General features: G+C 70.6%; 24 protein-coding genes. 23 read left to right on the forward strand and 1 reads right to left on the reverse strand.

What is annotated here, in order from left to right; genetic code table 11:
• The first annotated feature begins 17 nt into the window (after positions 1 to 17).
• From ACIGCK_RS10355 to ACIGCK_RS10445, 19 genes are all read left to right on the forward strand, one after another.
• Positions 18 to 395 (forward strand): DUF3040 domain-containing protein, encoded by a 378-nt coding sequence (locus tag ACIGCK_RS10355; protein ID WP_396665898.1) that lies wholly within the window; start codon positions 18 to 20, stop codon positions 393 to 395.
• A 273-nt stretch (positions 396 to 668) separates the two neighbouring features.
• Positions 669 to 1100 (forward strand): division/cell wall cluster transcriptional repressor MraZ, encoded by a 432-nt coding sequence (mraZ, locus tag ACIGCK_RS10360; RefSeq protein WP_330171982.1) that lies wholly within the window; start codon positions 669 to 671, stop codon positions 1098 to 1100.
• Positions 1101 to 1199: 99 nt separating this feature from the next.
• Complete coding sequence (gene rsmH / locus ACIGCK_RS10365; protein ID WP_396665900.1) at positions 1200 to 2150, forward strand: 16S rRNA (cytosine(1402)-N(4))-methyltransferase RsmH; 951 nt, start codon at positions 1200 to 1202, stop codon at positions 2148 to 2150.
• A complete protein-coding gene (locus tag ACIGCK_RS10370) occupies positions 2147 to 2749 on the forward strand; it encodes a hypothetical protein (RefSeq protein ID WP_396665901.1) in 603 nt (200 codons plus the stop codon). Before rsmH ends, ACIGCK_RS10370 begins: the two co-directional genes overlap by 4 nt.
• A gap of 1 nt (position 2750) precedes the next feature.
• Positions 2751 to 4538 carry a peptidoglycan D,D-transpeptidase FtsI family protein gene (locus ACIGCK_RS10375; protein WP_396665903.1) on the forward strand — a complete coding sequence of 596 codons (1788 nt, stop codon included), beginning with the start codon at positions 2751 to 2753 and terminating at the stop codon, positions 4536 to 4538.
• Positions 4539 to 4590: 52 nt separating this feature from the next.
• Positions 4591 to 6003 carry a UDP-N-acetylmuramoyl-tripeptide--D-alanyl-D-alanine ligase gene (gene murF, locus ACIGCK_RS10380; protein ID WP_396665905.1) on the forward strand — a complete coding sequence of 471 codons (1413 nt, stop codon included), beginning with the start codon at positions 4591 to 4593 and terminating at the stop codon, positions 6001 to 6003.
• Positions 6000 to 7118: a phospho-N-acetylmuramoyl-pentapeptide-transferase gene (mraY, locus tag ACIGCK_RS10385; protein WP_396665906.1), complete on the forward strand. Its 1119-nt coding sequence runs from the start codon at positions 6000 to 6002 to the stop codon at positions 7116 to 7118. Before murF ends, mraY begins: the two co-directional genes overlap by 4 nt.
• Positions 7097 to 8665, forward strand: a complete 1569-nt coding sequence (gene murD, locus ACIGCK_RS10390) for a UDP-N-acetylmuramoyl-L-alanine--D-glutamate ligase (protein WP_396665907.1) — start codon at positions 7097 to 7099, stop codon at positions 8663 to 8665. Before mraY ends, murD begins: the two co-directional genes overlap by 22 nt.
• Complete coding sequence (ftsW, locus tag ACIGCK_RS10395; RefSeq protein WP_396665909.1) at positions 8625 to 9842, forward strand: putative lipid II flippase FtsW; 1218 nt, start codon at positions 8625 to 8627, stop codon at positions 9840 to 9842. Before murD ends, ftsW begins: the two co-directional genes overlap by 41 nt.
• Positions 9843 to 9851: 9 nt before the next feature.
• On the forward strand, positions 9852 to 10925 hold the full coding sequence (locus ACIGCK_RS10400) for a UDP-N-acetylglucosamine--N-acetylmuramyl-(pentapeptide) pyrophosphoryl-undecaprenol N-acetylglucosamine transferase (RefSeq protein ID WP_396665911.1): 1074 nt from the start codon (positions 9852 to 9854) through the stop codon (positions 10923 to 10925).
• A 136-nt stretch (positions 10926 to 11061) separates the two neighbouring features.
• Complete coding sequence (gene murC / locus ACIGCK_RS10405) at positions 11062 to 12474, forward strand: UDP-N-acetylmuramate--L-alanine ligase (protein ID WP_396665913.1); 1413 nt, start codon at positions 11062 to 11064, stop codon at positions 12472 to 12474.
• Between the two features lie 5 nt (positions 12475 to 12479).
• Positions 12480 to 13556 (forward strand): FtsQ-type POTRA domain-containing protein, encoded by a 1077-nt coding sequence (locus tag ACIGCK_RS10410; RefSeq protein WP_396665915.1) that lies wholly within the window; start codon positions 12480 to 12482, stop codon positions 13554 to 13556.
• 162 nt (positions 13557 to 13718) lie between these two features.
• Positions 13719 to 14882: a cell division protein FtsZ gene (ftsZ, locus tag ACIGCK_RS10415; RefSeq protein ID WP_396665917.1), complete on the forward strand. Its 1164-nt coding sequence runs from the start codon at positions 13719 to 13721 to the stop codon at positions 14880 to 14882.
• A 71-nt stretch (positions 14883 to 14953) separates the two neighbouring features.
• Positions 14954 to 15646, forward strand: a complete 693-nt coding sequence (locus tag ACIGCK_RS10420; protein WP_396665919.1) for a YggS family pyridoxal phosphate-dependent enzyme — start codon at positions 14954 to 14956, stop codon at positions 15644 to 15646.
• Positions 15647 to 15679: 33 nt separating this feature from the next.
• Positions 15680 to 16153 (forward strand): cell division protein SepF, encoded by a 474-nt coding sequence (locus ACIGCK_RS10425; protein ID WP_330171553.1) that lies wholly within the window; start codon positions 15680 to 15682, stop codon positions 16151 to 16153.
• A gap of 9 nt (positions 16154 to 16162) precedes the next feature.
• A complete protein-coding gene (locus tag ACIGCK_RS10430; protein WP_330171554.1) occupies positions 16163 to 16468 on the forward strand; it encodes a YggT family protein in 306 nt (101 codons plus the stop codon).
• A 112-nt stretch (positions 16469 to 16580) separates the two neighbouring features.
• The gene (locus ACIGCK_RS10435; protein WP_396665921.1) at positions 16581 to 17174 is read left to right on the forward strand and encodes a DivIVA domain-containing protein; all 594 of its coding nucleotides are present in this window, start codon (positions 16581 to 16583) and stop codon (positions 17172 to 17174) included.
• A gap of 24 nt (positions 17175 to 17198) precedes the next feature.
• Positions 17199 to 17795 carry a signal peptidase II gene (lspA, locus tag ACIGCK_RS10440; protein WP_396665923.1) on the forward strand — a complete coding sequence of 199 codons (597 nt, stop codon included), beginning with the start codon at positions 17199 to 17201 and terminating at the stop codon, positions 17793 to 17795.
• A gap of 2 nt (positions 17796 to 17797) precedes the next feature.
• Positions 17798 to 18718, forward strand: a complete 921-nt coding sequence (locus tag ACIGCK_RS10445; RefSeq protein WP_396665925.1) for an RluA family pseudouridine synthase — start codon at positions 17798 to 17800, stop codon at positions 18716 to 18718.
• A 3-nt stretch (positions 18719 to 18721) separates the two neighbouring features.
• Here ACIGCK_RS10445 and ACIGCK_RS10450 read toward each other — a convergent pair whose 3' ends face one another.
• A complete protein-coding gene (locus ACIGCK_RS10450) occupies positions 18722 to 19192 on the reverse strand; it encodes an NUDIX hydrolase (protein WP_396665927.1) in 471 nt (156 codons plus the stop codon).
• Between the two features lie 98 nt (positions 19193 to 19290).
• Here ACIGCK_RS10450 and dnaE point away from each other — a divergent pair, with 98 nt between their 5' ends.
• The 4 genes from dnaE (at position 19291) to nrdR (ending at position 25684) form a co-directional block, all read left to right on the forward strand.
• On the forward strand, positions 19291 to 22758 hold the full coding sequence (gene dnaE, locus ACIGCK_RS10455) for a DNA polymerase III subunit alpha (RefSeq protein WP_396666162.1): 3468 nt from the start codon (positions 19291 to 19293) through the stop codon (positions 22756 to 22758).
• An 87-nt stretch (positions 22759 to 22845) separates the two neighbouring features.
• Entirely contained in the window at positions 22846 to 23841 is a 996-nt protein-coding gene (locus ACIGCK_RS10460) for a hypothetical protein (protein WP_396665929.1), read from the forward strand.
• A 19-nt stretch (positions 23842 to 23860) separates the two neighbouring features.
• Positions 23861 to 25201, forward strand: coding sequence for a histidinol dehydrogenase (hisD, locus tag ACIGCK_RS10465; protein ID WP_396665931.1), 1341 nt, complete (start codon positions 23861 to 23863; stop codon positions 25199 to 25201).
• Between the two features lie 9 nt (positions 25202 to 25210).
• Positions 25211 to 25684 (forward strand): transcriptional regulator NrdR, encoded by a 474-nt coding sequence (gene nrdR / locus ACIGCK_RS10470; protein ID WP_396665932.1) that lies wholly within the window; start codon positions 25211 to 25213, stop codon positions 25682 to 25684.
• Positions 25685 to 25686: the final 2 nt, after the last annotated feature.

Consider the following 25686-nt stretch of genomic DNA (forward strand, 5'->3'; position numbering starts at 1 on the left):
ACCGACCGGGGGGACCGATGCCACTCTCCGAACAGGAGCAGCGCCTTCTCGATGAGATGGAGCGCCACCTCCTGCGCAACGACGCCGATGTCGTCAGCGCCGACCGTCACGGCCGGACCGTCAACTACCGCAACGTCACCATCGGGGCCCTCCTCGTGCTTGCCGGTATCGGCGGGCTCATCGCCGGTGTCGCTACCCAGCTGATCGTGGTCGGCATCGTCGGGTTCGCCGCGATGCTCGGCGGTGTGATCCTCGCGGCCACGCCCTCCAAGGCCGAGTCGGCGCCCCTCACGGCTCCCCGACCGGGCGTCGGACCCACGCGGGCATCGTCCCCGTCTTCCAGCTTCATGGATCGCATGAACGATCGCTGGGACCGCCGTCAGGGAGATCGCTAGCTCCACCTCCCTCCACTCCTTCGGGGTCGACCTTCGGGTCGGCCCCTTTTTTCGTGCTCCGCGCGCCTTCACACGCGCCGAAACCCCGCTCTTGCGCCGAAACACCACACGGCGCGTGGTGTTTCGGCGCCGGCGTGGTGCCTCGCCGCCGTGCGCCGCGACGCGGGGCGGGGCGGAGAAGGGGAGCGGTGCGCCCACAAATTGATAGACGAGTGGGGGGAAGTGGAGTAATGTGGGGGCACATGAGCGCGGCCGGGCGAAGGGGGGATGCCGATGCTTCTCGGCACCTACACCCCGAAGCTCGACGACAAGGGGCGGGTCATCCTGCCCGCGAAGTTCCGCGAGGACCTCGCGGGCGGCGTCGTCGTGACGCGCGGGCAGGAGCGGTGCCTCTACGTCTTCAGCCAGCAGGAGTTCGAGCGTGTGCACGAGCGGATCCGCGAGGCACCGCTGTCCAACCGCGACGCGCGCAACTTCCTGCGGATGTTCCTGTCGGGCGCCTCCGCGGAGATGCCCGACTCCCAGAGCCGCATCACGGTGCCCGCCCACCTGCGCCAGTACGCCGGACTCGAGAAGGAGCTCGTCGTGACGGGTGTCGGGGCCCACGCCGAGATCTGGAACGCCGAGGCCTGGAACGCCTACGCCGAAGCCAACGAATCGACCTACGCCGAGCTGGAGCAGGAGGTGATCCCCGGCCTGTTCTGATCCCCGGACCCTGACTCCCAGCCGCACGCCCTGACACACTTCCCCGGTGCCAGGTCGGAGCGGATGGGGATCAGGGTCCGGGGCCCCGAGGCCCACATCATGGACGCCCGCGACCTGCACACCCCCGTTCTGCTCGAGCGCTGCGTCGAGCTCCTCGCCCCCGCCCTCGATCGACCGGGCGCCGTCCTCGTCGATGCCACCCTCGGCATGGGCGGACACGCGGAGGCCTTCCTGGAGCGCTTCCCCGACGCGCGCCTGGTGGGGCTGGACCGCGACACCGATGCGCTCCGCCTCGCCGGCGAGCGTCTCGAGCGCTTCGGCGACCGCGTGAGCCTCGTGCACACGGTGTACGACGGGATCGCGGATGCCGCGGCATCCGTCGGACTCGCCCGCGTCGACGCGGTCCTGTTCGACCTCGGCGTCTCGAGCCTGCAGCTCGACCTCGCAGACCGCGGGTTCGCGTATGCGCGCGACGCGCCCCTCGACATGCGGATGGACCAGACCCGCGGCACGACCGCGGCCGAGGTCATCGCGACGTATCCGGAGGGGTCGCTGCGGCGCATCTTCGAGAGGTACGGCGAGGAGAAGCTCGCGGGGCGCTACGCCCGCTTCATCGTCGACGCGCGTCAGAAGGCTCCGATCGAGCGGTCCGGTCAGCTCGTCGACATCCTCGTCGCGGCGACGCCCGCCGCCGTGCAGCGTGCCGGACACCCCGCCAAGCGCGTGTTCCAGGCCCTGCGCATCGAGGTGAACGCCGAGCTCAGCGTCCTCGAGCGCGCGATCCCCGCGGCCCTCGACCTGCTGCGGGTCGGCGGCCGCATCGTGGTCATGTCGTACCAGTCGCTCGAGGACCGCATCGTCAAGCGGGCCCTCGCGGATGCCACGGCATCCACCGCCCCCGCGGGCCTCCCTATCGAGATGCCCGAGCACGCAGCCCGCTTCCGGCTGCTGGTCAAGGGCGCCGAGCTCGCGTCCGACGCCGAGCGCGAGGCCAACCCCCGAGCAACCCCCGTCAGACTCCGCGCCGCAGAGAGAGTGAGGGCCGCATGAGCGTCCCGGCCGTCGCACCGCTGTCCGCACCCCGTATCCAGCGCGATCCGCAGCGAGGCCTCCGCGCCCTCGAGTCTCCCGCGCGCCGCCGTCGCCCGAGGGTGCTCTATGCGATCATCGCGGTGTGCGGGGCGTTCGGGATCGCGGCGGGTCAGATGGGGCTGTCGATCGCGATGACGCAGGGCGTGTACCAGGAGCAGGCGCTCGAGCGGCAGCTGACCGCGCTGACCTACGAGAAGCAGTCGCTCGCGGAGGCCATCACGGGCCTGAGCTCCCCGCAGTACCTCGCGGCGAACGCCAGTGCCCTCGGAATGGTCGTCGGGGAGCCGCCCTCGTACCTGCGCCTGTCCGACGGTGCCGTGCTCGGCAGCGGCGAGGCGGCCACGTGGAGCTCGTCGGTCGACGCGATCGGCCGCGGCAGCGTGCCCAACTCCCTCGTCTCGGATGCTCCGCTCGTGACCGCGCCGGGAGCGACGATCGGCGGAGTGCCGGTCGCGCCCGCCGAGGATGCGGATGCCGCGGCGGGCGACGCCGCGTCGCCGGCGGCGCCCGAGCCCCCCGCGCTCTCCGAAGGACTGCCCAGCCCGGTGACACGCTGATATGAGCACTCGCGCCACCCGGTCGCCGCGGCGCCGCACCGTGATCGCCCTCGCGGTCGTGCTCGCCGTGCTCGCCGCCTTCGTCGTTCGCCTCGTCGACATCCAGGTCGTCAACGCGGACTCCCTCCGGGACGACTCCCTCGGGGTCGGCATCGGCGCCTCCCACACCGTCTTCGGCGCGCGCGGCACGATCACCGACTCCACGGGCGCGCTGCTTGCGGGCAACGTCATGCAGTACGACGCGCAGGTCGACCCCCAGCACGTCGGGGACATCGAGACCGAGTCGGCGACCGGCGAGGAGATCGTCGTGACGTGGGCGGAGCAGGCCGCGCGCATCGCCGCGATCACCGGGCAGACTCCCGAGGAGATCCAGAAGATCGTCGCCGACGCGCTGAAGGCGGACCCGGACACGCAGTGGGCCCGCCTGACGACGGGCCTGTCGACGGACCAGTTCCAGGCCCTCGCCGACCTCGGGTACCCGTACCTGTACATGACCGAGCACCCCGCCCGCACGTACCCGGACGGTGCGGTGGCCGGCAACCTCATCGGATTCGTCGGCGCCGACGGCGACGCCCTCGCGGGTCTCGAGGGGGCGGAGGACGGGTGCCTCGCCGCGACCGACGGCGAGCGGGTCTTCGAACGGGGCAAGGACGGCGTCGTCATCCCCGGGACGATGCGCGAGACGCCGGCCGTCGACGGCGGCACGCTCGAGCTGACGATCAACCGCGACCTGCAGTGGTACATGCAGCAGATGATCGCGGAGGAGGTGCAGAACCAGGAGGCGAACTACGGAACGGTCTTCGTCCTCGAGGTCGGCACCGGCAAGGTCCGCGCGGCCGCGGAGTATCCCACCGTCGACCCCAACGACCCGTCGGCCTCTCCCGGGGAGGACCGGGGCAGCCGCATCTTCAGCTACACGTTCGAGCCCGGCTCGACGTTCAAGCCCGTGACGGCGGCCACGATCATCGAGGAGGGCGCGGCCACGCCGCTGCGGCCGATCATCCCGGCATCCGGCCGGGAGACGTTCCCCAACGGCGTCACGATCAACGACATCTTCTCGCACCCCTCGTACGACTACACGCTGACCGGGGCGCTCGTGGACTCCTCGAACGTCGCGCTGTCGAAGTTCGGCGAACTGGTGCCGGATGCCGTGCGCCACGACTACCTCGAGGCCTTCGGCGTGGGCCAGGGCACCGCGATCGGCTTCCCCGGAGAAGAGGCAGGCCTGCTGCACCCCGTGCCGTGGGACGACGCATCGCACTACACGACGACCTTCGGGCAGTACTACACCGTCACGGTGCCGCAGGTCGCGAGCGTGTATCAGACCATCGCGAACGGCGGCGTGCAGATGCCGCTCAGCCTCGTGGAGTCCTGCACGACGCCCTCGGGAGAGGTCATCGAGCCGGAGCTGCCCGCCGCGAAGCGGGTGATCAGCGAGAGCACCGCCGATCAGGTCACGCTCATGCTGGAGAACGTCTATCAGCAGGTCACGAACCACTCCGTGCTGGAGGTTCCGGGCTATCGGATGGCGACGAAGTCGGGCACGGCCCAGAAGCCGGACGGGCAGGGCGGATACAAGCAAGGTATCTTCTATACGACCCTCGCGGGCTTCGCGCCGGCGGATGACCCGCAGTACGTCGTGATCCTCACGCTCGACGAACCGAAGAAGAACCGGGCATCCGCGGCGAACGCGCCGGGATTCCAGAAGGCCATGACCCAGGTACTCAAGACGTTCCGGGTGCTGCCCTCTCAGAATCCGGGGCCGGAGATCCTGCCGAAGTACGAATGAGAGGGTTCGCGCGCCGATCGATGCGGCGCGCGTCGCTCCAGGAAGGATGTCCATGATCGCGTTGACGCTTGCCGAGATCGCACGGGTAACCGGCGGCGAGCTGCGCACGGCGGGGGAGCACACCCCCGACACCGTCGTCGACGGCACCGTGGACACCGACTCGCGACTGATCGAGCCGGGAGGGATCTTCGCGGCGAAGCCCGGCGCAGAGACCGACGGGCACCGCTTCATCGGAAAGGCGATCGAGCGCGGCGCGGTGCTGGCCCTCGTCGAGCGGCCCACCGACGACGCCGTCAGCCAGATCGTCGTGCCGGGCGTCGTCTCCGCGCTGGCCGACCTCGCGCGCCACGTCGTCGCCCGCGTCCGGGACGGCGGGGCGCTCACGGTCGTGGGCATCACCGGCTCCAATGGAAAGACGACGACCAAGAACCTCGTCGCCCGCATCCTCACCGACGAGGGCCCGACGGTGTATCCGCACGCCTCCTTCAACAACGAGGTCGGCGCGCCGCTGACGATGCTGCGCGTGCGGCACGACACCCGCTACCTCGTCTGCGAGTTCGGCGCGAGCGCGCCCGGAGAGATCGCCCGCCTCGCAGGCCTCGTGACCCCCGACATCGGCGTCGTCCTGATGGTGGGAATGGCGCACGCCGGCGGCTTCGGCGGCATCGAGGCGACCGTGAAGGCCAAGTCCGAGCTCGTCGGCGCGATCCGGCCGGGCGGGACGGCGGTGCTCAACGCCGACGATCCGCGCGTGGCCGGGATGGCGACCCTCGCGCGGGACCGCGGCGTGGAGGTGCGGTGGTTCGGGCGCGGAGCGGCGGCGGACGTCCGCGCCGACGAGGTCGTGGTGGATGCCGCGGGCACGTCGTGCACGGTGTACGCCGACGGCACCGCGGCATCCCTCCGCCTGCGGGTGCTCGGCGAGCACCACGTCATGAACGCCCTCGCGGCGATCGCGGTCGCCACGCGCATCGGCGTCACCCTCGCCGAGTGCACCTCGCGCCTCGAGACCGTCGAGCTCGCCGAGCGGTGGCGCATGCAGCCCCTCGGCACCGAGCGCATCCGCATCATCAACGACGCCTACAACGCCAGCCCCGACTCGATGGCGGCCGCCCTGCGCACGCTCGCGCAGATCGTCGGTCCCGGCGAGCGGACCGTCGCGGTGCTCGGAGCGATGAGCGAGCTCGGCGAGTACGCCGACGACGAGCACGACCGCGTGGGGCTCCTGGCTGTGCGCCTGAACATCCAGCGCATCGTGGTCGTGGGCCAGGACGCCCGACGCATGTACCTCGAGGCGATCGCGCAGGGCTCGTGGGACGGCGAGGCCGTGTTCTTCCCCGACGCCGATGCGGCCTTCGAGTACCTCGTCGCCGAGCTGCGCGAGGGCGACCGCGTCCTCGTGAAGTCGTCGAACGCGGCGGGTCTGCGGCACCTCGGCGATCGTCTGGGAGAATCGGTCTCGTGAGGTCTCTGCTGACGGCGGCCGCGATTTCGCTGGCATTCACGCTCTTCCTCACTCCCGTCTTCATCCGTCTCTTCCGCGCATGGGGCTGGGGGCAGGTGATCCGCACCCCCGAGGCGATCGAGAACCCCAGCCATGGCGAGAAGCGCGGCACGCCCACGATGGGCGGAACGATCTTCATCCTCGGCACGATCGTCGGCTACCTCATCGGCGGGTACACGGGCAACAACCCGCCCACGATCTCGGGGTGGCTCGTCATCTGGATGATGGTCGGCTTCGGAGCGGTCGGGTTCATCGACGACTACATGAAGGTGCGCCGGCAGCGCAGCCTCGGCCTGTCGGGGTGGCCGAAGGTGATCGGGCAGGTGCTCGTGACGGTGCCCTTCGGCATCGTCGCGCTGCACCCGATGTTCCAGAACGCCTGGGGGCAGACTCCCGCGAGCGCGTACGTGTCGCTGTTCCGCGACCTGCCCGTGCTGTCGTTCGTGGCGCTCGGGCCGATCCTCGGATGGCTGCTCTACCTCGCGTGGCTCTCGCTCATCGGCGTGGCCTCCTCCAACAGCGTCAACGTCACCGACGGTCTCGACGGGCTCGCCGCCGGCGCGGGCGTCTTCGTCGTCGGTGCGTACAGCCTCATCGCGTTCTGGCAGTTCAACCAGGTGTGCACGGGCGAGGGGCTGGCCCCGGCGCTGCAGCCCGCCTGCTACGACACGAGGGACCCCTTCGACCTGGCCATCATCTCCGCCGCGTTCGTCGGCGCCCTCGTCGGGTTCCTCTGGTGGAACGCGCCCAAGGCCAAGCTCTTCATGGGCGACGTCGGGTCGATGGCGATCGGCGGCGTCGTCGCCGCCATGGCGATCCTCACCCGCACCGAGCTGCTGATGATCCTCGTCGCGGGCGTCTACGTCATCGCGTCGGGCTCCGTCATCCTGCAGCGGCTCTACTTCAAGCTCACCCGCGGCAAGCGGCTCTTCCTCATGAGTCCACTGCATCACCACCTCGAGATGCGCGGATGGCCAGAGGTCACGATCGTCTTCCGGATGTGGATCATCGCGGGCATGCTCGCCGTCACCGGCATCGGGCTGTTCTACGTCGAGTGGCTGGCGCGCGCCTCGTGAGTGCGCCGCTGTCGGAGCTGACCAGCTGGCACGCCGACTGGAAGGGCCTTCGGGTCGCCGTCCTCGGCCTCGGCCAGACGGGGTTCTCCGTCGCCGACACCCTGACGGAGCTCGGCGCCGAGGTGCTCGTGCTCACCGAGCGCGCCGACGAGGAGTACGAGCGCCTGCTGCCCGTCATCGGCGCCGCGCTGCACGTCGGCGCGCTCGAGCCCGCCCCGGCCGAGCTCGCGGGGTTCGATCCCGAGCTCGTGATCGCCTCGCCCGGGTTCCCCCCGCATCACGCGGCGGTGCGCTGGTGCGAGGAGTCGGGCGTGCCGCTCTGGGGCGACATCGAGCTGGCGTGGCGCGTGCGCGACAAGGTCGTGGGCGCCGACGGCTCGCCGGCGGAGTGGATGTTCATCACCGGGACCAACGGCAAGACCACGACGACCAACCTCACCGCGGCGATGCTCGTCGCGGGCGGCATGCGCGCCGCGCCGTGCGGCAACATCGGCATTGCCGTTCTCGATGCGGTGCGCGACCCCGCCGGCTTCGACACGCTCGTGGTCGAGCTCTCCAGCCATCAGCTCTGGTACCTCTCGCTCTCGGCGCCCGAGGGGCAGCCCGTGCCCGCGGCATCCGTCTGCCTCAATCTGGCCGACGACCACCTGCAGTGGCACGGGTCCGCCGAGGCGTACCGCGACGCGAAGGCCCTCGTCTACCGCAACACGCGCATCGCCTGCGTCTACAACAAGGCTGATCCCGCGACGCGCGAGATGGTCGAGGATGCCGAGGTCATCGAGGGGGCTCGCGCGATCGGGTTCGACCTCGGTGTGCCCGGCCCGAGCGACCTGGGCATCGTCGACGGGATCCTCGTCGATCGCGCGTTCCTCGAGGAGCGCCGCACGAGCGCGCTCGAGATCACCACGATCGAGCGCCTCGCCCGCCACGGGCTCGGCGCTCCCCATATCGTCTCGAACATCCTCGCCGCCGCGGCGCTGGCCCGGTCGCAGGGGGTCGCACCCGCCGCGATCCGCGACGCGCTCGACGAGTTCCGGCTCGACCCCCACCGCATCGAGGTCGTCGCGGTGCACGCCGGGATCACATGGATCGACGACTCGAAGGCGACCAACCCCCACGCCGCCGCGTCGTCGCTGGGCGCGTACCCCGGTGCCATCTGGATCGTGGGAGGGCAGCTCAAGGGCGTCGACATCGGGCCGCTCGTCGCGCACCGCGGGCCGTCGGCGCGCGCCGCGATCGTCATCGGCGAGGTACGCGACGAGGTCGTGGCGGCATTCGGCCGACACGCGCCCGGGGTTCCCGTGTTCGAGGTGCAGGCCGGTGAGACTGAGGACGTCATGAGGCGCGTCGTGGAACTGGCGGCGGGCGTCGCACGCGAGGGAGACGTCGTCCTGCTCGCACCGGCCGCGGCATCCTTCGACCAGTTCACCGGCTATGCCGAGCGGGGCACGCGATTCGCGGACGCCGTCAGGAAGCACATCGAGCAGGAACCGAGGGGAGCGGCGGATGGCGATCACGACCCCGACGAGGCCCCGGGGCTCGGCTGACGGCGACGACGGCGGCGCGCGCTCCGGCGGTCTCGCCGCCCGGGTCTCGCTCGGCCGGGTGTTCGCGCCCGTCCCCAGCGAGTTCCTGCTCATCGCCTCCACGGCGATCCTGCTCACGGTGTTCGGCCTCGTGATGGTGCTCTCCGCCACCACCGCGACCGCCACCGCCTCGGGGGAGAGCCCCTTCGACGCACTGATCAAGCAGGGCGTGTTCGCGATCCTCGGCATCCCGCTGATGTTCGTCGCGTCGCGCTTCCCGATCGCGTTCTGGAAGAAGATCGCGTGGCCGCTGCTCGGGGTCGCGGTGATCTTCCAGCTGCTCGTGTTCGTCCCGGGCCTCGGCATCGAGGTCTACGGAAACCGCAACTGGATCGGCATCGGCGCCTTCACGGTGCAGCCCTCCGAGTTCCTCAAGCTCGCCCTCGCGCTGTGGATCGGCTACGTGCTCTACCGCAAGCGCACGCTGCTCGGGCTGTGGCGGCACGTGTTCATCCCGCTCGTGCCCGTCTCCATCGCCGTCATCGCGACCGTCATGGCCGGGCACGACCTCGGCACGGCGATGATCCTCGTGCTCATCGTGCTGGGAGCGCTGTTCTTCTCGGGCGTGAAGCTGCGCATCTTCATCCTCCCGCTCATCGCCGCGGCGGTCACCGTCGCCTACCTCGCGGTGACGAGCCCCAACCGCATGCGACGCATCCTGAGCTTCATGGATCCCGACTGCGACTACTTCAACGAGTGCTATCAGCCGCTGCACGGCGTCTGGGGTCTCGCGGGCGGGGGAGTGTTCGGCCTGGGCCTCGGCAACTCCAAGGAGAAGTACGACTGGCTCCCGGCGGCCGCGAACGACTACATCTTCGCGATCGTGGGCGAGGAGCTGGGGCTCATCGGCTGCATCGTCGTGCTGTTCCTGTTCACGCTCTTCGCCGTGGGCGCCTTCCACGTCATCCGCAAGACCGACGACCCCTTCGTGCGGATCGTCTCGGGTGGCATCACGATCTGGATCGTCGGCCAGGCGCTGATCAACATCGGCGTCGTGCTGCGGGTCTTCCCCGTGCTCGGCGTGCCGCTGCCCTTCATGTCGCAGGGCGGCACGGCGCTGCTGTCGGTGCTGCTGGCGTGCGGCGTGCTGCTCTCGTTCGCCCGGGCGCTGCCCGTGCGCGAGAGGGCGCGAGGGTAGCCTGCTGCGGTGACGACCTACCTCCTGGCCGGCGGCGGCACCGCCGGTCACGTGAACCCCCTGCTCGCTGTCGCCGACGGCCTCGCCGCCCGCGATCGCGGAGATGAGATCCTCGTGCTCGGCACGAAGGAGGGCCTAGAGGCGCGGCTCGTGCCCCTGCGCGGCTATGAGCTGCTCACGATCGAGCGCCTGCCCTTCCCGCGCCGGATCGACGCCGCCGCGGTGTCCTTCCCGGTGCGCTTCCGTCGCGCCGTCGCACAGGTGCGCGCCCTCATCCGCGAGCGCGGCGTCGACGCGGTGGTGGGGTTCGGCGGCTACGCGTCGGCTCCCGCGTACGTCGCCGCCCGGCGCGAACGGGTGCCCTTCGTCGTGCACGAGGCGAACGCGCGTCCGGGGCTTGCGAACGTGCTCGGAGCTCGGACGGCCGCGGGCGTCGGCGTCGCCTTCGCGGGAACCCCGCTGCGCGGGTCGCGAGTGGTCGGGATGCCGCTGCGTCCGGAGATCACCGCGATGGACCGCGCGTCGCTGCGCGATACCGCGGCATCCCACTACGGGCTGGATGCCGCGGTGCCCACCCTGCTCGTCTTCGGCGGATCGCTCGGCGCGCTGCGGCTGAACACCGCGTTCACGGGCGCCTACGCCGACGTGCTCGCCGCGGGCTACCAGCTCGTTCACATCACGGGAGCCCGGTGGGAGGGGGATGACCCCGGCGTGCCGGGCTACGTCGTGCGCGAGTACGAGGACCGCATGGATCTCGCGTTCGCGATGGCCGACGTCATCGTCTCGCGGGCCGGGGCCGCCACCGTGAGCGAGATCAGCGCCCTCGGCATCCCCGCCGTCTACGTGCCGTACGCCGTGGGCAACGGCGAGCAGAAGCTCAACGCGCGCTCGGCGGTGGAGGCGGGCGCGGCGATCCTCGTCGAGGACGGGTCGTTCACCGCCGACCGCGTGCGGACGACCATCGTGCCGCTGCTGCGGGATCCCGAACGCCTCGGCGCGATGCGCGAGGCGGCCGTCTCGGCGGGCACCCGCACGGGAACCGAGAACGTGATCGCCATGATCGACTCCGCGCTGCGGCGCTGACCACGCCCTCGGTCGGCCGCGAACGGTCGCGACACGCCGCACAGCTCGCCCCGGCGCGGCGTGTCGCGACCGTTCGGCGCAGGCCCGCGCGCGCCGGGGCGTCCCCACAGGAGGGCCGACCTACACTTGTGACGTCATGATCAAGCCCGACCTGAGCATTCCCATCCCCGAGCGCATCGAGGCCGCGCACTTCATCGGCATCGGCGGCTCGGGCATGTCGGGTCTCGCGCGCATGTTCCTCGCCCGCGGCATCCGCGTGTCGGGCTCCGACCGTTCCGACAGCCAGGCGCTGCGCGATCTCGCCGCGCTCGGCGCGCGCGTGCACGTCGGCCATGACGCCGCGAATCTCGGCGACGCCGACACCGTCATCCACACCGGCGCCATCTGGCCCGAGAACCCCGAGTTCGTGCTCGCGAAGCGCCGCGGGATGCCGGTGATCCACCGCTCGCAGGCGCTGCACTGGCTCATCGGCGGCCGTCGGCTGGTCTCGGTGGCCGGCGCCCACGGCAAGACGACGTCCACCGGCATGATCGTCACGGCGCTGCATGCGCTCGGCGAGGACCCGAGCTTCGTCAACGGAGGCGTCATCGCGCAGCTGGGCGCCTCCAGCGGGCCGGGCGCCGACGAGCTCTTCGTCGTCGAGGCCGACGAGTCCGACGGCACCTTCCTGCTGTACGACACCTCTGTCGCCCTGATCACCAACGTCGATCCCGACCACCTCGACCACTACGGCACGAAGGAGGCGGTGGAGGACGCCTTCGTGCGCTTCGCCGACGCGGCACGGGAGGCCGTCGTCGTTTCGGCCGACGACGCCGGCGCGCTGCGGGTCGCGGCCCGCCTCTCCCATCCGCACGTCGTGAGCTTCGGCGAATCCGTCGGCGCCGACGTGCGCATCACCGACATCACGACGCAGGGCCCCGTCGCGTTCTCCGTGTCGCACGACGGTGCGACGGTGCGCGTGCGTCTCCAGGTGCCCGGCGCGCACAACGCGATCAACGCGGGCGGGGCGATCGCGGTGGTGCTGACCCTCGGTCGAAGCCTCGAGGATGCCGCGCGCGCCGTCGAGGGGTTCACCGGGACCGTTCGGCGCTTCGAACTGCACGGCACGGAGCGGGGCGTGAGCGTCTTCGACGACTACGCGCACCACCCCACCGAGGTGGCCGCGGCCCTCGCCGCAGCCCGCACGGTGATCGGCGACGGCCGCATCATCGCCGTGCACCAGCCGCACACGTACTCGCGCACGCAGGCGATGCACCGCGAGTTCGCTGAGGTGCTCGAAAGCCACGCCGACCACACCGTCGTCCTCGACGTGTACGGCGCTCGTGAGGACCCGGTGCCGGGAGTCACCGGCGAGCTCGTCAGCGCGGACTTCGAAGATCCCACCAGGGTGCGCTTCGTCGCCGACTGGCAGCAGGCGGCCGACTACACCGCCGGCATCGCCCGCGCCGGCGACTACGTCATCACGCTCGGCTGCGGCGACGTCTACCTGATCATCCCGCAGGTGCTCGCAGCCCTCTCGACACAGGCGCCGGTCGGCGCCCAGGGCTGATCGGGATGCGCCGGCCCGCTCCCTTGCCGACGCCGCCGCGCGCGCAGGCGGACGCCGAGACGGATGCCGCGGCGCGCGCCCTCGAGGGCGAGCACGACGCCGGTACCGACGCCACGCAGGCGCAGCCGTCCGCCACGGAGGCTGCGCCCGCAACGAGCCCCGGGTCGCTCGATGAGACCGCCGAGGTGCCGTGGCTGCGCGACCGCACGCGGGAGGCGACGGATGACCGGGCCGCCACGCCGGCGGAGCGCGCGGCATCCGCCCTGCCCTTCGCCTCGGTGCGGCGACCGGCCGCCGTCGTCGACGACGAGCAGACCGCGACGGGCTGGCGCGACGTGTGGCGCGCGGCCCGGGCCCGGCGACGCGCGCTGCGCCGGGAGGTGCGGCGTTTCACGGCGCGGTCGCGGCGGCGGCGCGTCGCGTGGGCCGTCGGCGTGGGCGCCGTCGTGCTGCTCGTCGTCGGGAGCGTCGGGGCCGCGTACAGCCCGCTGTTCGCCGTCGAGCGCATCAGCGTCGTGGGCACCGAGACCCTTCCGGCCGATGCCCTCGAGCGGGCGCTCGGCGCGCAGCTCGGCCGGCCGCTGCCCCTCGTCGACGCCAGCGAGGTCAAGGCCGCGCTGGTCGGATTCCCGCTCGTGGAGTCCTACACCCTCGAGGCGCGGCCCCCGCACGACCTCGTCGTGCGCATCGTCGAGCGCACCCCCATCGGCGTCATCCAGGGACGGGCGGGGTGGACGCTGGTGGATGCCGCGGGCGTCGCGCTCGAGACGACTCCCGACGCACCGGAGGGCCGGCCGGTGCTCGAGGTCTCGGGCGGCACGGGATCCGACGCCTTCGACTCCGTCGGGCTCGTGATGCGCGCCCTCCCGGACGCGATCCGCGCGCAGGTCACCCGCGTGTCGGCCTCGACGCGCGACGACGTCACGCTGACCCTCGGCGCGACCGGGACGCAGATCGTCTGGGGCTCGGTGGACGACACTCCGATGAAGGCGCGCGTGCTCGAGACGGCCATGGGAACGCGCCCACCGGAGACCGTGAGCACGTACGACATCTCCTCGCCCGAGGCCATCGTCATCCGCTGACCGCGACGCCGGAAATCGGATGACGCGACACGCCCGCGCGCCTGCGTGCCGGGGAGGGGCCGGGACCTACCGTGTGAATACGGAATTGCATACCGAGCATTTCTTTATACCTCTACTTGAGGTTGAAGGTTGAGACATTCGGTGCGGGACACGGAGGCCGGCATGAGCCAGAACCAGAACTACCTCGCTGTCATCAAGGTGGTCGGCGTTGGCGGAGGCGGCGTCAACGCCGTCAATCGCATGATCGAGCTCGGCCTTCGCGGCGTCGAGTTCATCGCCATCAACACCGATGCGCAGGCGCTGCTGATGAGCGACGCGGACGTCAAGCTCGACGTCGGGCGCGAGATCACGCGGGGCCTCGGCGCGGGCGCCGACCCCGAGGTGGGTCGCCGCGCGGCGGAGGACCACGCTGAGGAGATCGAGGAGGCGCTCCGCGGCGCCGACATGGTCTTCGTGACGGCCGGTGAGGGCGGCGGAACCGGCACGGGCGGCGCCCCCGTCGTGGCGAAGATCGCCAAGTCGATCGGCGCCCTGACGATCGGTGTCGTCACCAAGCCCTTCTCGTTCGAGGGTCGTCGCCGCCAGACGCAGGCGGAGGCGGGCGTCGGTCGGCTCAAGGAAGAGGTCGACACCCTCATCGTCGTGCCCAACGACCGCCTGCTGGAGATCAGCGACCGCGGCATCTCGATGATCGAGGCCTTCGCCACGGCCGACCAGGTTCTCCTGGCCGGTGTGCAGGGCATCACCGACCTCATCACGACGCCCGGCCTCATCAACCTCGACTTCGCCGACGTGAAGTCGGTGATGCAGGGGGCGGGATCGGCCCTCATGGGCATCGGCTCGGCGAGGGGCGCGGACCGCGCGATCAAGGCCGCGGAGCTCGCCGTCGAATCTCCGCTGCTGGAGGCATCCATCGAGGGCGCCCACGGAGTGCTGCTGTCGATCCAGGGCGGTTCCAACCTCGGCATCTTCGAGATCAACGACGCCGCGCAGCTCGTGCGCGAGGCGGCGCACCCCGAGGCCAACATCATCTTCGGCACCGTCATCGACGACACGCTCGGCGATGAGGTGCGGGTCACCGTGATCGCCGCGGGCTTCGACGGGGGCGAGCCGCAGGCCAAGATCGAACCGGTCGTGGCTCAGCGGCCGGCTCCCGTGGTCCCCCCGACCCTCCCGGAGGAGCCGGCGACCGAGAAGCCGAAGGCCGAGGTTCCGCGCGAGAGCGTGGCCGTCGGGTCGAACAGCGGGCCCATCGTTCCGGAGAACGCCGGGTTCGAGTCGGCATTCGGGGACGACGACCTCGACATCCCCGACTTCCTGAAGTAAGAACGACCTGTCGCGCACGCGGGTCCGGCCATGCGCCGGGCCCGCGTGCGTGTTCCAACGGAAGGGATGCCGTGAGCCACCCCTCGCTCGCTGAGCGGCTCGAGGCCATCGATCAGCGCATCGCCGACGCCGCACGGGCGAACCGGCGCGACCCGGGTGAGATCACCCGCATCGTCGTGACGAAATACCACCCCGCCTCGCTGGTTCGGGAGCTGTGGGCGCTCGGCGTGCGCGACGTCGGCGAGAACCGCCAGCAGGAGCTGCACGCCAAGCGTGCGGACCTCGCCGACCTCGCCGATCTGCGCTGGCACTTCGTCGGTCAGGCCCAGACCAACAAGGCCCGGGCGATCCGTCACGACGCCGCCGCCGTGCACTCGGTGGACCGCACGCGGCTCGCCGACGCCCTGGACCGCGCCGCAGAGCCGGGGGAGGGCGCCCTCGACGTCCTCCTGCAGGTCAACCTCACGTCGGACCGGGCTCGGGGCGGGGTGGCTCCGTCGGAGGCCGCCTCACTCGCAGAGCACATCGCCGGATGCCGCGGTCTGCGCCTGCGCGGGGTCATGGCGGTCGCGCCCCTCGACGAGGCCCCCGCGTCGGCGTTCGCGCGGCTCGCAGGCGTCGCGGAGGCCGTCCGCGGGGTGGAGCCGAACGCGCGATGGATCTCCGCGGGCATGACGGCGGATTTCGCCGAGGCGATCGCGGCCGGCGCGACACACCTGCGGATCGGGTCCGCAATCACGGGCAACCGACCACCCCGGGCGTAGCCTCGGAACAGCCCAGCGAACACGGAGGAAGCGATGGCGAACCCGCTCAAGAAGACGATGGTGTACCTCGGTCTCGCCGACGAGGAGGAGATCATCGACGAGCAGCCTCAGCAGCAGACGCAGCACACGCGCGAGCAGCGAGTGCAGCCCGTCGAACAGCCGAAGGGAACGGTGACCCCCATCCGCAAGCCCGCCGTGGTCGCGCAGCCCGCCAGCAGCGGACTGACCGAGATCCTCACCGTCCACCCCAAGCAGTACCGGGACGCACAGGTGATCGCCGAGAACTTCCGTGAGGGCGTTCCGGTCATCATCAACCTCTCGCAGATGTCCGACGCCGACGCGCGCCGCCTCATCGACTTCGCCAGCGGGCTCTCGCTGGGGCTCTACGGCCGCATCGAGCGCGTCACGAGCAAGGTCTTCCTCCTCTCGCCGGAGCACGTGGCCGTGTCCGGTGACGGCGGCATCCCGCACGCCGACCCGGAGCAGCCCTCCTTCTCTCCGGCGTAGTCTGGAGGAGTGGAACTGCTGGGGCTCATCGCGTCGATCCTCAACGGCCTTCTCCTCCTGTACGTCTTCGTCCTGTTCGCGAGGCTCATCCTCGAGTACATCCCCGTGTTCAATCGCGAGTGGCGGCCGAAGGGTGCGGGATTGATCGCCGCGGAGATCGTCTACACCGTCACCGACCCTCCGATTCGCTTCTTCCGGCGCTTGATCCCGCCGCTGCGCATCGGTCCGGTCGCCATCGACCTGGGCTTCGCGCTCACCATGCTGCTGTGCTTCATCCTCCTCGGGGTGACGCGCACGCTCGCCGCGGGCGCCTGACCCGCCGGCGCGCACCCGCGCCTCGCGACGCGAAAACCCCTGGACTATGCTGGACAGGCCTCGCACGCGGGGCGCCATCACACCGACCACGAGATAGAAGAGGACGGATCCCATGGCTCTGACCCCCGATGACGTCGTCACCAAGCAGTTCCAGCACGTCCGCTTCAAGGAGGGTTTCGACCCCGAAGAGGTCGACGACTTCCTCGACGAGATCGTCGTGGAATGGCGCAAGACGATCGCCGAGAACGAGGAACTGAAGGCCAAGCTCGCCGCGTACGAGTCCGGCGAGGCATCGGCCCCGTCCTCGGCGCCCGCGCCGGCGGCAGAGGCATCGGCGCCCGCCCCCGCCGCGGAGGCATCGGGCGATGGCACGGCACCCGCAGCCACGAGCGCCGGGATCATCGAGCTGGCCCAGCGCCTGCACGACGAGCACGTCTCCGAGGGCATCGCCCAGCGCGACAAGCTCGTCGCCGAGGCCCAGGCCACCGCATCGCGCATCATCGCCGAGGCGGAGGCCAACCAGCGCGAGCAGAAGGAGCGCCTGGAGAAGGAGCGCCAGCTCCTCGAGGGCCGCATCTCCGAGCTCCGTCAGTTCGAGCGCGACTACCGTGCGCAGCTGCGCAGCTACATCGAGGGCCAGCTGCGCGACCTCGACTCGAGCGGCACGAACTCGGGCTCGGCCCCGGTCTCGGCCGTCGGTCTCTGACCCTTGGGTGCTGAGCGCCCCGCCGTGGAGCGATCCTCCGGCGGCAGGCGCCCCCTGAACCGAGCGGCGGCCGGCATCCTCATCGCGATCCTCGCGGTGACGGTGCTGGCCGCCGATCAGTTGACGAAGGCCCTCGCCCTGGCGCAGCTGGAGCCGGCGGACCCCGTGCAGGTGCTCGGCGAGGCGCTGGTCTTCGTGCTGGTCTTCAACCCGGGTGGCGCGTTCTCCCTGGGTGCGGGCTTCACCTGGTTCTTCACGATCGCCCTCGCGAGCGTGGCGATCGTGATCGTGTATCTGATGCTCACGCGCGTGCGGTCGCGACTGTGGGCGGTCGCCCTCGGCCTTCTCCTCGGCGGCGTGCTCGGCAACCTCACGGATCGCCTGTTCCGCGACCCCGGCTTCCCTGTGGGCCATGTCGTCGACTTCATCCACACGCCGTGGATGATGGACGCCGTCTACAACGTCGCCGACATCTTCATCGTGGGCGACATGATCGGAATCGCCCTGCTGGTCCTCCTCGGCGTGCACATGGACGGCACGCGGGAGCGGCGTCGGGCCGGGGCGACGGATGCCGGGTCGTCCGCGGAGGGCGACGTGCCGCGCGGGTCGTCGCCGGCGTGAGCATGCAGACCCGCACCATGCCCGTCCCCGACGGTCTCGACGGTCAGCGCGTGGATGCCGCGTTGGCGAAGATGCTCGGATTCTCCCGCACCTTCGCCGCGGAGGTCGCGGAGGCCGGCGGTGTCGCGCAGTCGGGCCGCCCGCTCGGCAAGTCCGACCGCGTGAGCGCGGGCGAGTGGCTCGAGGTGAACTGGCAGCCGCGTACGGAGCCGCAGATCGTCCCCGTCGAGGTGCCCGACCTCGGGATCGTCTACGACGACGACGAGATGGTCGTCGTCGACAAGCCCACGGGCGTGGCCGCTCACCCCTCTCTCGGATGGGGGGGGCCCACGGTGCTCGGCGCCCTTGCGGCGGGCGGCTTCCGCATCGCGACCACGGGTGCGGCCGAGCGACAGGGCGTCGTACACCGCCTCGATGTCGGCACGAGCGGCCTGATGGTCGTGGCGAAGACCGAGGGCGCCTACACGGCGCTCAAGCGCGCCTTCAAGGAGCGCGAGGTGGAGAAGGTCTACCACGCCGTCGTGCAGGGGCATCCCGATCCCCTGTCGGGCACCATCGACGCCCCGATCGGTCGCCACCCGTCCCACTCCTGGAAGTTCGCGGTGACGCCCTCGGGCAAGGACTCGGTCACCCACTACGAGACCACGGAGGCGTTCCCGGGCGCCTCGCTTCTCGAGATCCACCTCGAGACGGGCCGTACCCACCAGATCCGCGTGCACATGGCGGCCCACCGGCATCCCTGCGTCGGCGATCCCCTGTACGGCGCCGATCCGACGCTCTCGGCCAAGCTCGGGCTCACCCGGCAATGGCTGCACGCACGGCGGCTGGGGCTCACGCACCCGGCCACGGGCGAGTGGATGACATTCACCTCCGAGTACCCAGAGGATCTCGCGCACGCTCTGGAGACCCTGCGAGGCGGGTGAGCGTCAGCGCTCGAAGAACGCCTCGGGCGCACCGCTGAGCGCAAGCCGGATCGCGCGCTTCTTGCCCTCGGGTGCGAGGGCGATCGCGTCGTCCGGGGCCATCCAGCGCAGCTGCGTCAGCTCTCCGTCGGCGGGCCACGGATCGCCGTCCTCCCAGACGCACAGGAAGGCGATGTCGAGGTAGTCGACCTGGTCGCCGCCCACGTGGGTGATGCGCGGCACCTGGTGCACCGACAGGAGACGCTCCACCCGGATGCGGATGCCCGCCTCCTCGAGCGCCTCGCGACGTGCCGTCTCGGCGGGTTCCTCGCCGGGGTCGACGATTCCGGAGATCGGCGCCCAGGCGCCGTTGTCGCTCCGGCGTCCCATGAGCACCTCGTCGGCCCTCACGACGACGGCGGTCACTCCGACGAGGGGAAGGGGGGCGTGCCCGATGTGCCGGCGCAGCGCGAGGACGAAGTCGGGGGTCGGCATGCCGACACCCTACCGGCGGGGGTGTCGGCGGCCACGCGTAGGCTGGTCGCGTGGCAGCCGACTCCTTCGTACACCTGCACGTCCACAGCGAGTACTCGATGCTCGACGGTGCGGCCCGCGTGGGCCCGATGGTGCAGGAGGCGGCCAAGCAGGGGATGCCCGCGCTGGCGGTGACCGATCACGGCAACACCTTCGGCGCCTTCGAGTTCTACAAGGCCGCGAAGGATGCCGGCGTCAAGCCGATCATCGGCATCGAGGCCTACGTGACACCCGGCACGCACCGGGCGGACAAGGCCCGCGTGCGGTGGGGGAGCCCGGACCAGTCCGACGACGACGTGTCGGGTGCCGGCGCCTACACGCACATGACCCTGCTGTCGCACTCGACCCAGGGCATGCACAACCTGTTCCGCCTCTCCTCCAAGGCGAGCATCGAGGGCTACTACTTCAAGCCGCGCATGGACCGCGAGCTGCTGCAGACCTATTCGTCCGGACTCATCGCCACGACGGGGTGCCCCTCCGGCGAGGTGCAGACCCGACTGCGGCTCGGGCAGTACGACGCGGCGAGGGCGGCGGCCGCCGAGTTCCAGGACATCTTCGGCAAGGAGAACTACTTCGCCGAGATCATGGACCACGGCCTCGGGATCGAGCGCCGCGTCATGGCAGATCTGCTGCGGCTGGCCAAGGATCTGGACATTCCCCTCGTCGCGACGAACGACCTCCACTACACGCACCAGCACGACGCCACGAGCCACGCGGCGCTGCTCTGCGTGCAGTCGGGTTCCACGCTCGACGATCCCAAGCGGTTCAAGTTCGACGGCGACGGCTACTACCTGAAATCGGCCGCCGAGATGCGGCAGGTCTTCCGCGACCACCCCGAGGCGTGCGACAACACCCTGCTGATCGCAGAGCGGTGCCAGAGCGAGTTCAACACCAGCGCGAACTACATGCCCCGGTACCCCGTGCCCGACGGTGAGACGGAGCAGTCCTGGTTCGTCAAGGAGATCGAGAAGGGCCTGCAGTACCGATACCCGGGCGGGGTGCCGGAAGAGGTGCGCCGTCAGGCGGAGTACGAGACCGACGTCATCCTCCAGATGGGCTTCCCGGGATACTTCCTCGTCGTGGCCGACTTCATCAACTGGGCCAAGGACAACGGGATCCGCGTCGGTCCGGGGCGCGGCTCGGGCGCCGGATCCATGGCGGCGTACGCGATGCGCATCACGGATCTGGACCCCCTTCAGCACGGCCTGATCTTCGAGCGCTTCCTCAACCCCGACCGCGTCTCCATGCCCGACTTCGACGTCGACTTCGACGACCGTCGCCGCGGCGAGGTCATCCAATACGTCACCGAGAAGTACGGCGACGACCGGGTGGCCCAGATCGTCACGTACGGCACGATCAAGGCGAAGCAGGCGCTCAAGGACGCCAGCCGCGTGCTCGGCTTCCCCTTCGGCATGGGAGAGAAGCTCACGAAGGCGATGCCGCCCGCCGTGATGGGCAAGGACATGCCCCTCGACGGCATGTTCGACCCGCAGCATCCGCGCTACAAGGAGGCGTCGGAGTTCCGCACCCTCATCGAGACCGATCCCGAGTCCAAGACGGTCTTCGACACCGCCGTGGGGCTGGAGAACCTCAAGCGGCAGTGGGGCGTGCACGCCGCCGGCGTCATCATGTCGAGCGAGCCGCTGATCGACATCATCCCGATCATGAAGCGGGAGCAGGACGGCCAGATCGTCACGCAGTTCGACTACCCGGCGTGCGAGTCGCTCGGCCTGATCAAGATGGATTTCCTCGGGCTTCGCAACCTCACGATCATCGACGACGCCCTCGACAACATCCGCGCCAACCGGAACGAGCACCTCGTCCTGGAGGATCTCGCTCTCGACGACGCCGCGTCGTACGAACTTCTCGCGCGGGGCGACACCCTCGGCGTCTTCCAGCTCGACGGCGGACCGATGAGGTCGCTGCTGCGCCTCATGAAGCCCGACAACTTCGAGGACATCTCCGCCGTGCTCGCGCTGTACCGGCCGGGCCCGATGGGCGTGAACTCGCACATCAACTACGCGCTGCGCAAGAACGGCCAGCAGGAGATCGAGCCGATCCACCCCGAGCTCGCCGAGCCCCTCGCCGACATCCTCGACACCACCTACGGCCTGATCGTGTACCAGGAGCAGGTCATGGCGGTGGCACAGCGCGTCGCGGGGTACTCGCTCGGACAGGCCGATCTGCTGCGCCGCGCGATGGGGAAGAAGAAGAAGTCCGAGCTCGACAAGCAGAAGGAGATCTTCTTCGGCGGCATGACCGAGCGGGGCTTCTCGGATGCCGCGCAGCAGACCCTCTGGAAGGTGCTGGAGTCGTTCGCGGACTACGCCTTCAACAAGGCGCACACGGCCGCCTACGGTCTCGTGTCCTATTGGACGGCATACCTCAAGGCGCACTATCCCGCCGAGTACATGGCCGCCCTCCTGACGAGCGTGGGCGACTCGAAGGACAAGCTCGCGATCTACCTCAACGAGTGCCGCCGCATGGGCATCAAGGTGCTGCCGCCGGATGTCAGCCAGTCGATCCGCTACTTCGCCGCCGTCGGCGACGACATCCGCTTCGGCCTCGGGGCCATTCGCAACGTCGGTGCCAACGTCGTCGAGGCGATCGTCGCGGCCCGACGGGAGACGGAGTTCACGACCTTCCACGACTTTCTCCAACGCGTTCCGCTGCAGGTCGCCAACAAGCGCACGATCGAGTCGCTCATCAAGGCCGGCGCCTTCGACTCCACCGGGGCGACGCGTCGGGCGCTGCTGGAGGTGCACGAAGACGCCGTCGAGCAGGTCGTGCTCGACAAGCGCCGTGAGGCCAACGGCGAGGTCGGCTTCGACTTCGACAGCCTGTGGGATGAGCCGCAGACCGCCCAGAAGGTGCCCCAGCGGCCTGAGTGGACGAAGAAGGACAAGCTCGCGTTCGAGCGCGAGATGCTCGGACTGTACGTCTCGGATCACCCCCTGGCCGGGCTGGAGGTGCCGCTCGCGAAGCACGCTTCGCTCGGCATCCACGAGCTGCTGGCATCGGACGACCTCTCCGACGGGGAGCAGGTGACGATCGCCGGCCTCGTCACGAGCGCCCAGCACCGCGTCGCCAAGTCCAGCGGCAATCCGTACGGCATGATCACCGTCGAGGACTTCAACGGCGAGATCACGGTCATGTTCATGGGCAAGACGTACCAGGAGTTCCAGCCGATACTGCAGGCCGATTCGATCCTCGTGGTGCGCGGGCGGATCTCGCGCCGCGACGACGGGATGAACCTGCACGCCGTGTCGGCGATGGCGCCGGCACTCGACTCGTTCGACGCGTCGGGTGCGCTCGACCTCGTCATCCCCGAGCATCGAGCGACACAGCCCGTCATCGGCGACCTCGCCGAGATCCTCGCGCGGCACGGGGGACCCACCGAGGTTCGGCTCACGCTCACGAAGGGCCAGGTCGCGAAGGTCTTCGAGGTGCCGCACCCTGTGAAGATCTCCGCCGACCTGTACGGGGAGCTCAAGTCGCTGCTCGGCCCGGGGTGCCTCGGGGGGTGAGGCGGGGGCGGCGAAGCCGCCCCCGCTCCTCCAGCCGGCGACGGTAAGGTAGGCGAGGCGCGCAGCGCCGGACGAAAGGGGAACAGCGTGAGCGATGCACAGGCCGGATCGGACCCGATCGAGCAGCACACCGCGTCCGACACGGAGACGCCGACTCGCGAGGGTCAGTACGGGGTCGGACCCTTCACCATCCGCGAGGTCGCCATCCTCGCGTTCTGGGCCGTCGCGTTCCTCGCGTCGTTCTTCTCCATCTGGGGTCGTGCGTTCAGTTCGGTGTGGATGAGCGGCATCGAGTGGATCCTGCTCATCGGCGCTCCCACCGTGGCGGTCTTCCTCATCGTGCTCCGCCGCTTCTCGCCGGAGGGGATCCGCCGTGTCGGGTCGCTCGGCATCGACCAGTTCGCCTCGGTCGTGTTCTCCGTGTCGGCCCTGCTATGGCTGCAGTACATCTGGAGCACGATCGCGACGGTCGCAGGACGCGGCCCGTGGCTGACGACATGGGTGATCTGGGTCGAGTTCTTCGCGATGCTCGCGCTGGTGTTCCTCACCGTTTTCGCACCCTACGTGGCTCCGTTCGACGAGGACTTCCGCGGACGACCCGAGGTGCCCGCCCACCGCAACGCGCGCCCGGTGCGTGCCGTGATCCCTCGGCCGGCGCCGGCGCCGGCGCCGAAGCCCGAGACCGGGCCCGTCGCGACGAGCGAGCCGCAGACGTCCTCGATGACCGAGGCCTTCGCGCCGCTCGGCGACCCGTACGCGGCGGAGACCCGCGACACCGACACCGGGGCGCCCGCCGAAGACACCGGCTGGGCTCCCACTCCCGCCTATGCGCGCTCCGGCTACGACCCCTCCGCGCCCGACGCCGAGGACGCGCCCGCTCCGGCCGCGTCCGAACAGCCCTTCTGGGCGCTCGTCCCCGTCGAACGCGACGTGGTCGATGAGGCCACCGGGGCTCCGATGTTCCGCATCGGCCCCACCGCCTGGGCGCTCGTCGTGGCCGATCGCGGGTCCAGCTTCCTCGTGCGCCACGAGGACGGTCGCGTCGGGGTGCTCAACGACGTCTCCGGCGTCACCCGCGGCTGAGCGCCGGTAGCCTGGAACGATGCGCACGATCGATCTGCGCGGTGTTTCCGCGCGCGACGCGGCGGCCCTCGTCCCTCGGGCCGTCGAGGCCCGCGAGAACGCCCTGAAGGTGGCCGGCGAGCTCGTCGCCGACGTCCGAGACCGGGGCGAGGCCGCCCTGCGAGAGCACGCCGAACGTTTCGACGGCGTCAGCGGACATCCGCTGCGGGTGCCGCGAAGCGACATCGACGCCGCCGTCGCATCCCTCGATCCCGCGGTGCGGGACGCTCTCGAGCAGGCGATCGTGCGCGTACGGCGGGCGTCGGCGGCCCAGGTGCCCGCGCCGGCCGTCACCGAGCTCGCCCCGGGCGCCCGCGTCACGCAGCGCTGGCAGCCCGTGAGGCGGGTGGGCGTCTATGTGCCGGGAGGCAAGGCCGTCTATCCGTCCACCGTCGTGATGAACGTCGTGCCTGCGCAGGTCGCGGGCGTCGAGGCCGTCGCGCTCATGTCGCCGGCTCAACGCCCCGACGGCAGCGTCCACCCGACGATCCTCGCGGCCGCCGGCATCCTGGGGGTGGAAGAGGTCTACGCGATCGGGGGAGCCAGCGCGATCAGCGCGCTCGCTCACGGGGTCGACGAGATCGGTCTCGAGGCCGTCGATGTCGTGACGGGACCCGGAAACAACTTCGTCGCCGCGGCCAAGCGCCACGTGGCGGGGATGGTCGGCATCGACTCGGAGGCGGGCGCCACCGAGATCCTGGTCATCGCGGACGCGACCGCTGATCCCGTCGTCGTCGCCGCCGACCTCGTGAGCCAGGCCGAGCACGACGAGCAGGCGGGCTCCGTCCTGGTGACGGACTCGCCGGAGCTGGCCCGCGCGGTCGAGCGGGAGACGGAGCGCCTGGCGGCCCGCACGCTTCACAGCACGCGGGTGAAGGCGGCTCTGCAGGGCTCGCAGTCGGCGATCGTGATCGTCGACGACCTCGCCGCGGCGGCCGACTTCAGCAACGCCTACGCGCCCGAGCACCTCGAGGTGGTCACGGCCGAGCCCGAGGACCTGCTTCCGCGGCTGACCAGTGCCGGGGCGATCTTCCTCGGCGCGAGCACTCCGGTGAGCCTCGGCGATTACCTCGCCGGAAGCAATCACGTCCTGCCCACCGGCGGACAGGCCCGCTATGCGGCGGGGCTGGGAGCGCACACGTTCCTCCGGCCGCAGCAGGTCATCTCCTACGATCGTGCGGCGCTGGCCGAGGTGGCGGGGCCCATCATCGCCCTCGCCGAGGCCGAGGCGCTGCCGGCGCACGGCGAGGCCATCACCGCGCGCTTCTCACCCGAGCGGCTGGCCGGCGGCAGCGCCATCGACGCAGCATCCACCGACTGAGCGATCCTCATGCACTGTCCGTTCTGCCGCCACGCTGACTCCCGCGTCATCGACTCCCGCACGAGCGACGACGGGCTGTCGATCCGGCGGCGCCGTCAGTGCCCCGAGTGCGGGGGCCGCTTCTCGACGATCGAGACGGCCAGCCTGAACGTCATCAAACGCTCCGGTGTCATCGAGCCCTTCAGCCGGGAGAAGGTCATGTCGGGAGCGCGAAAGGCATGCCAGGGGCGGCCCGTCACGGAGGCCGATCTCGCGATACTGGCGCAGAGCGTCGAAGAGACGGTGCGTCAGACGGGGTCGTCGCAGATCGACGCGAACGACATCGGCCTGGCCATCCTGGGCCCGCTCCGGGAGCTCGACGAGGTCGCCTACCTGCGATTCGCCAGCGTGTATCAGGCCTTCGACTCGCTGGAGGACTTCGAGAGCGCCATCGGCGAGTTGCGCGCCGACCACGACCGACCCCGTCGCCGCACCGTCGAGTGAGC

Origin of the sequence: Microbacterium sp. NPDC078428 (assembly GCF_044542535.1) — a bacterium.
Taxonomy (GTDB): Bacteria; Actinomycetota; Actinomycetes; order Actinomycetales; family Microbacteriaceae; genus Microbacterium; species Microbacterium limosum.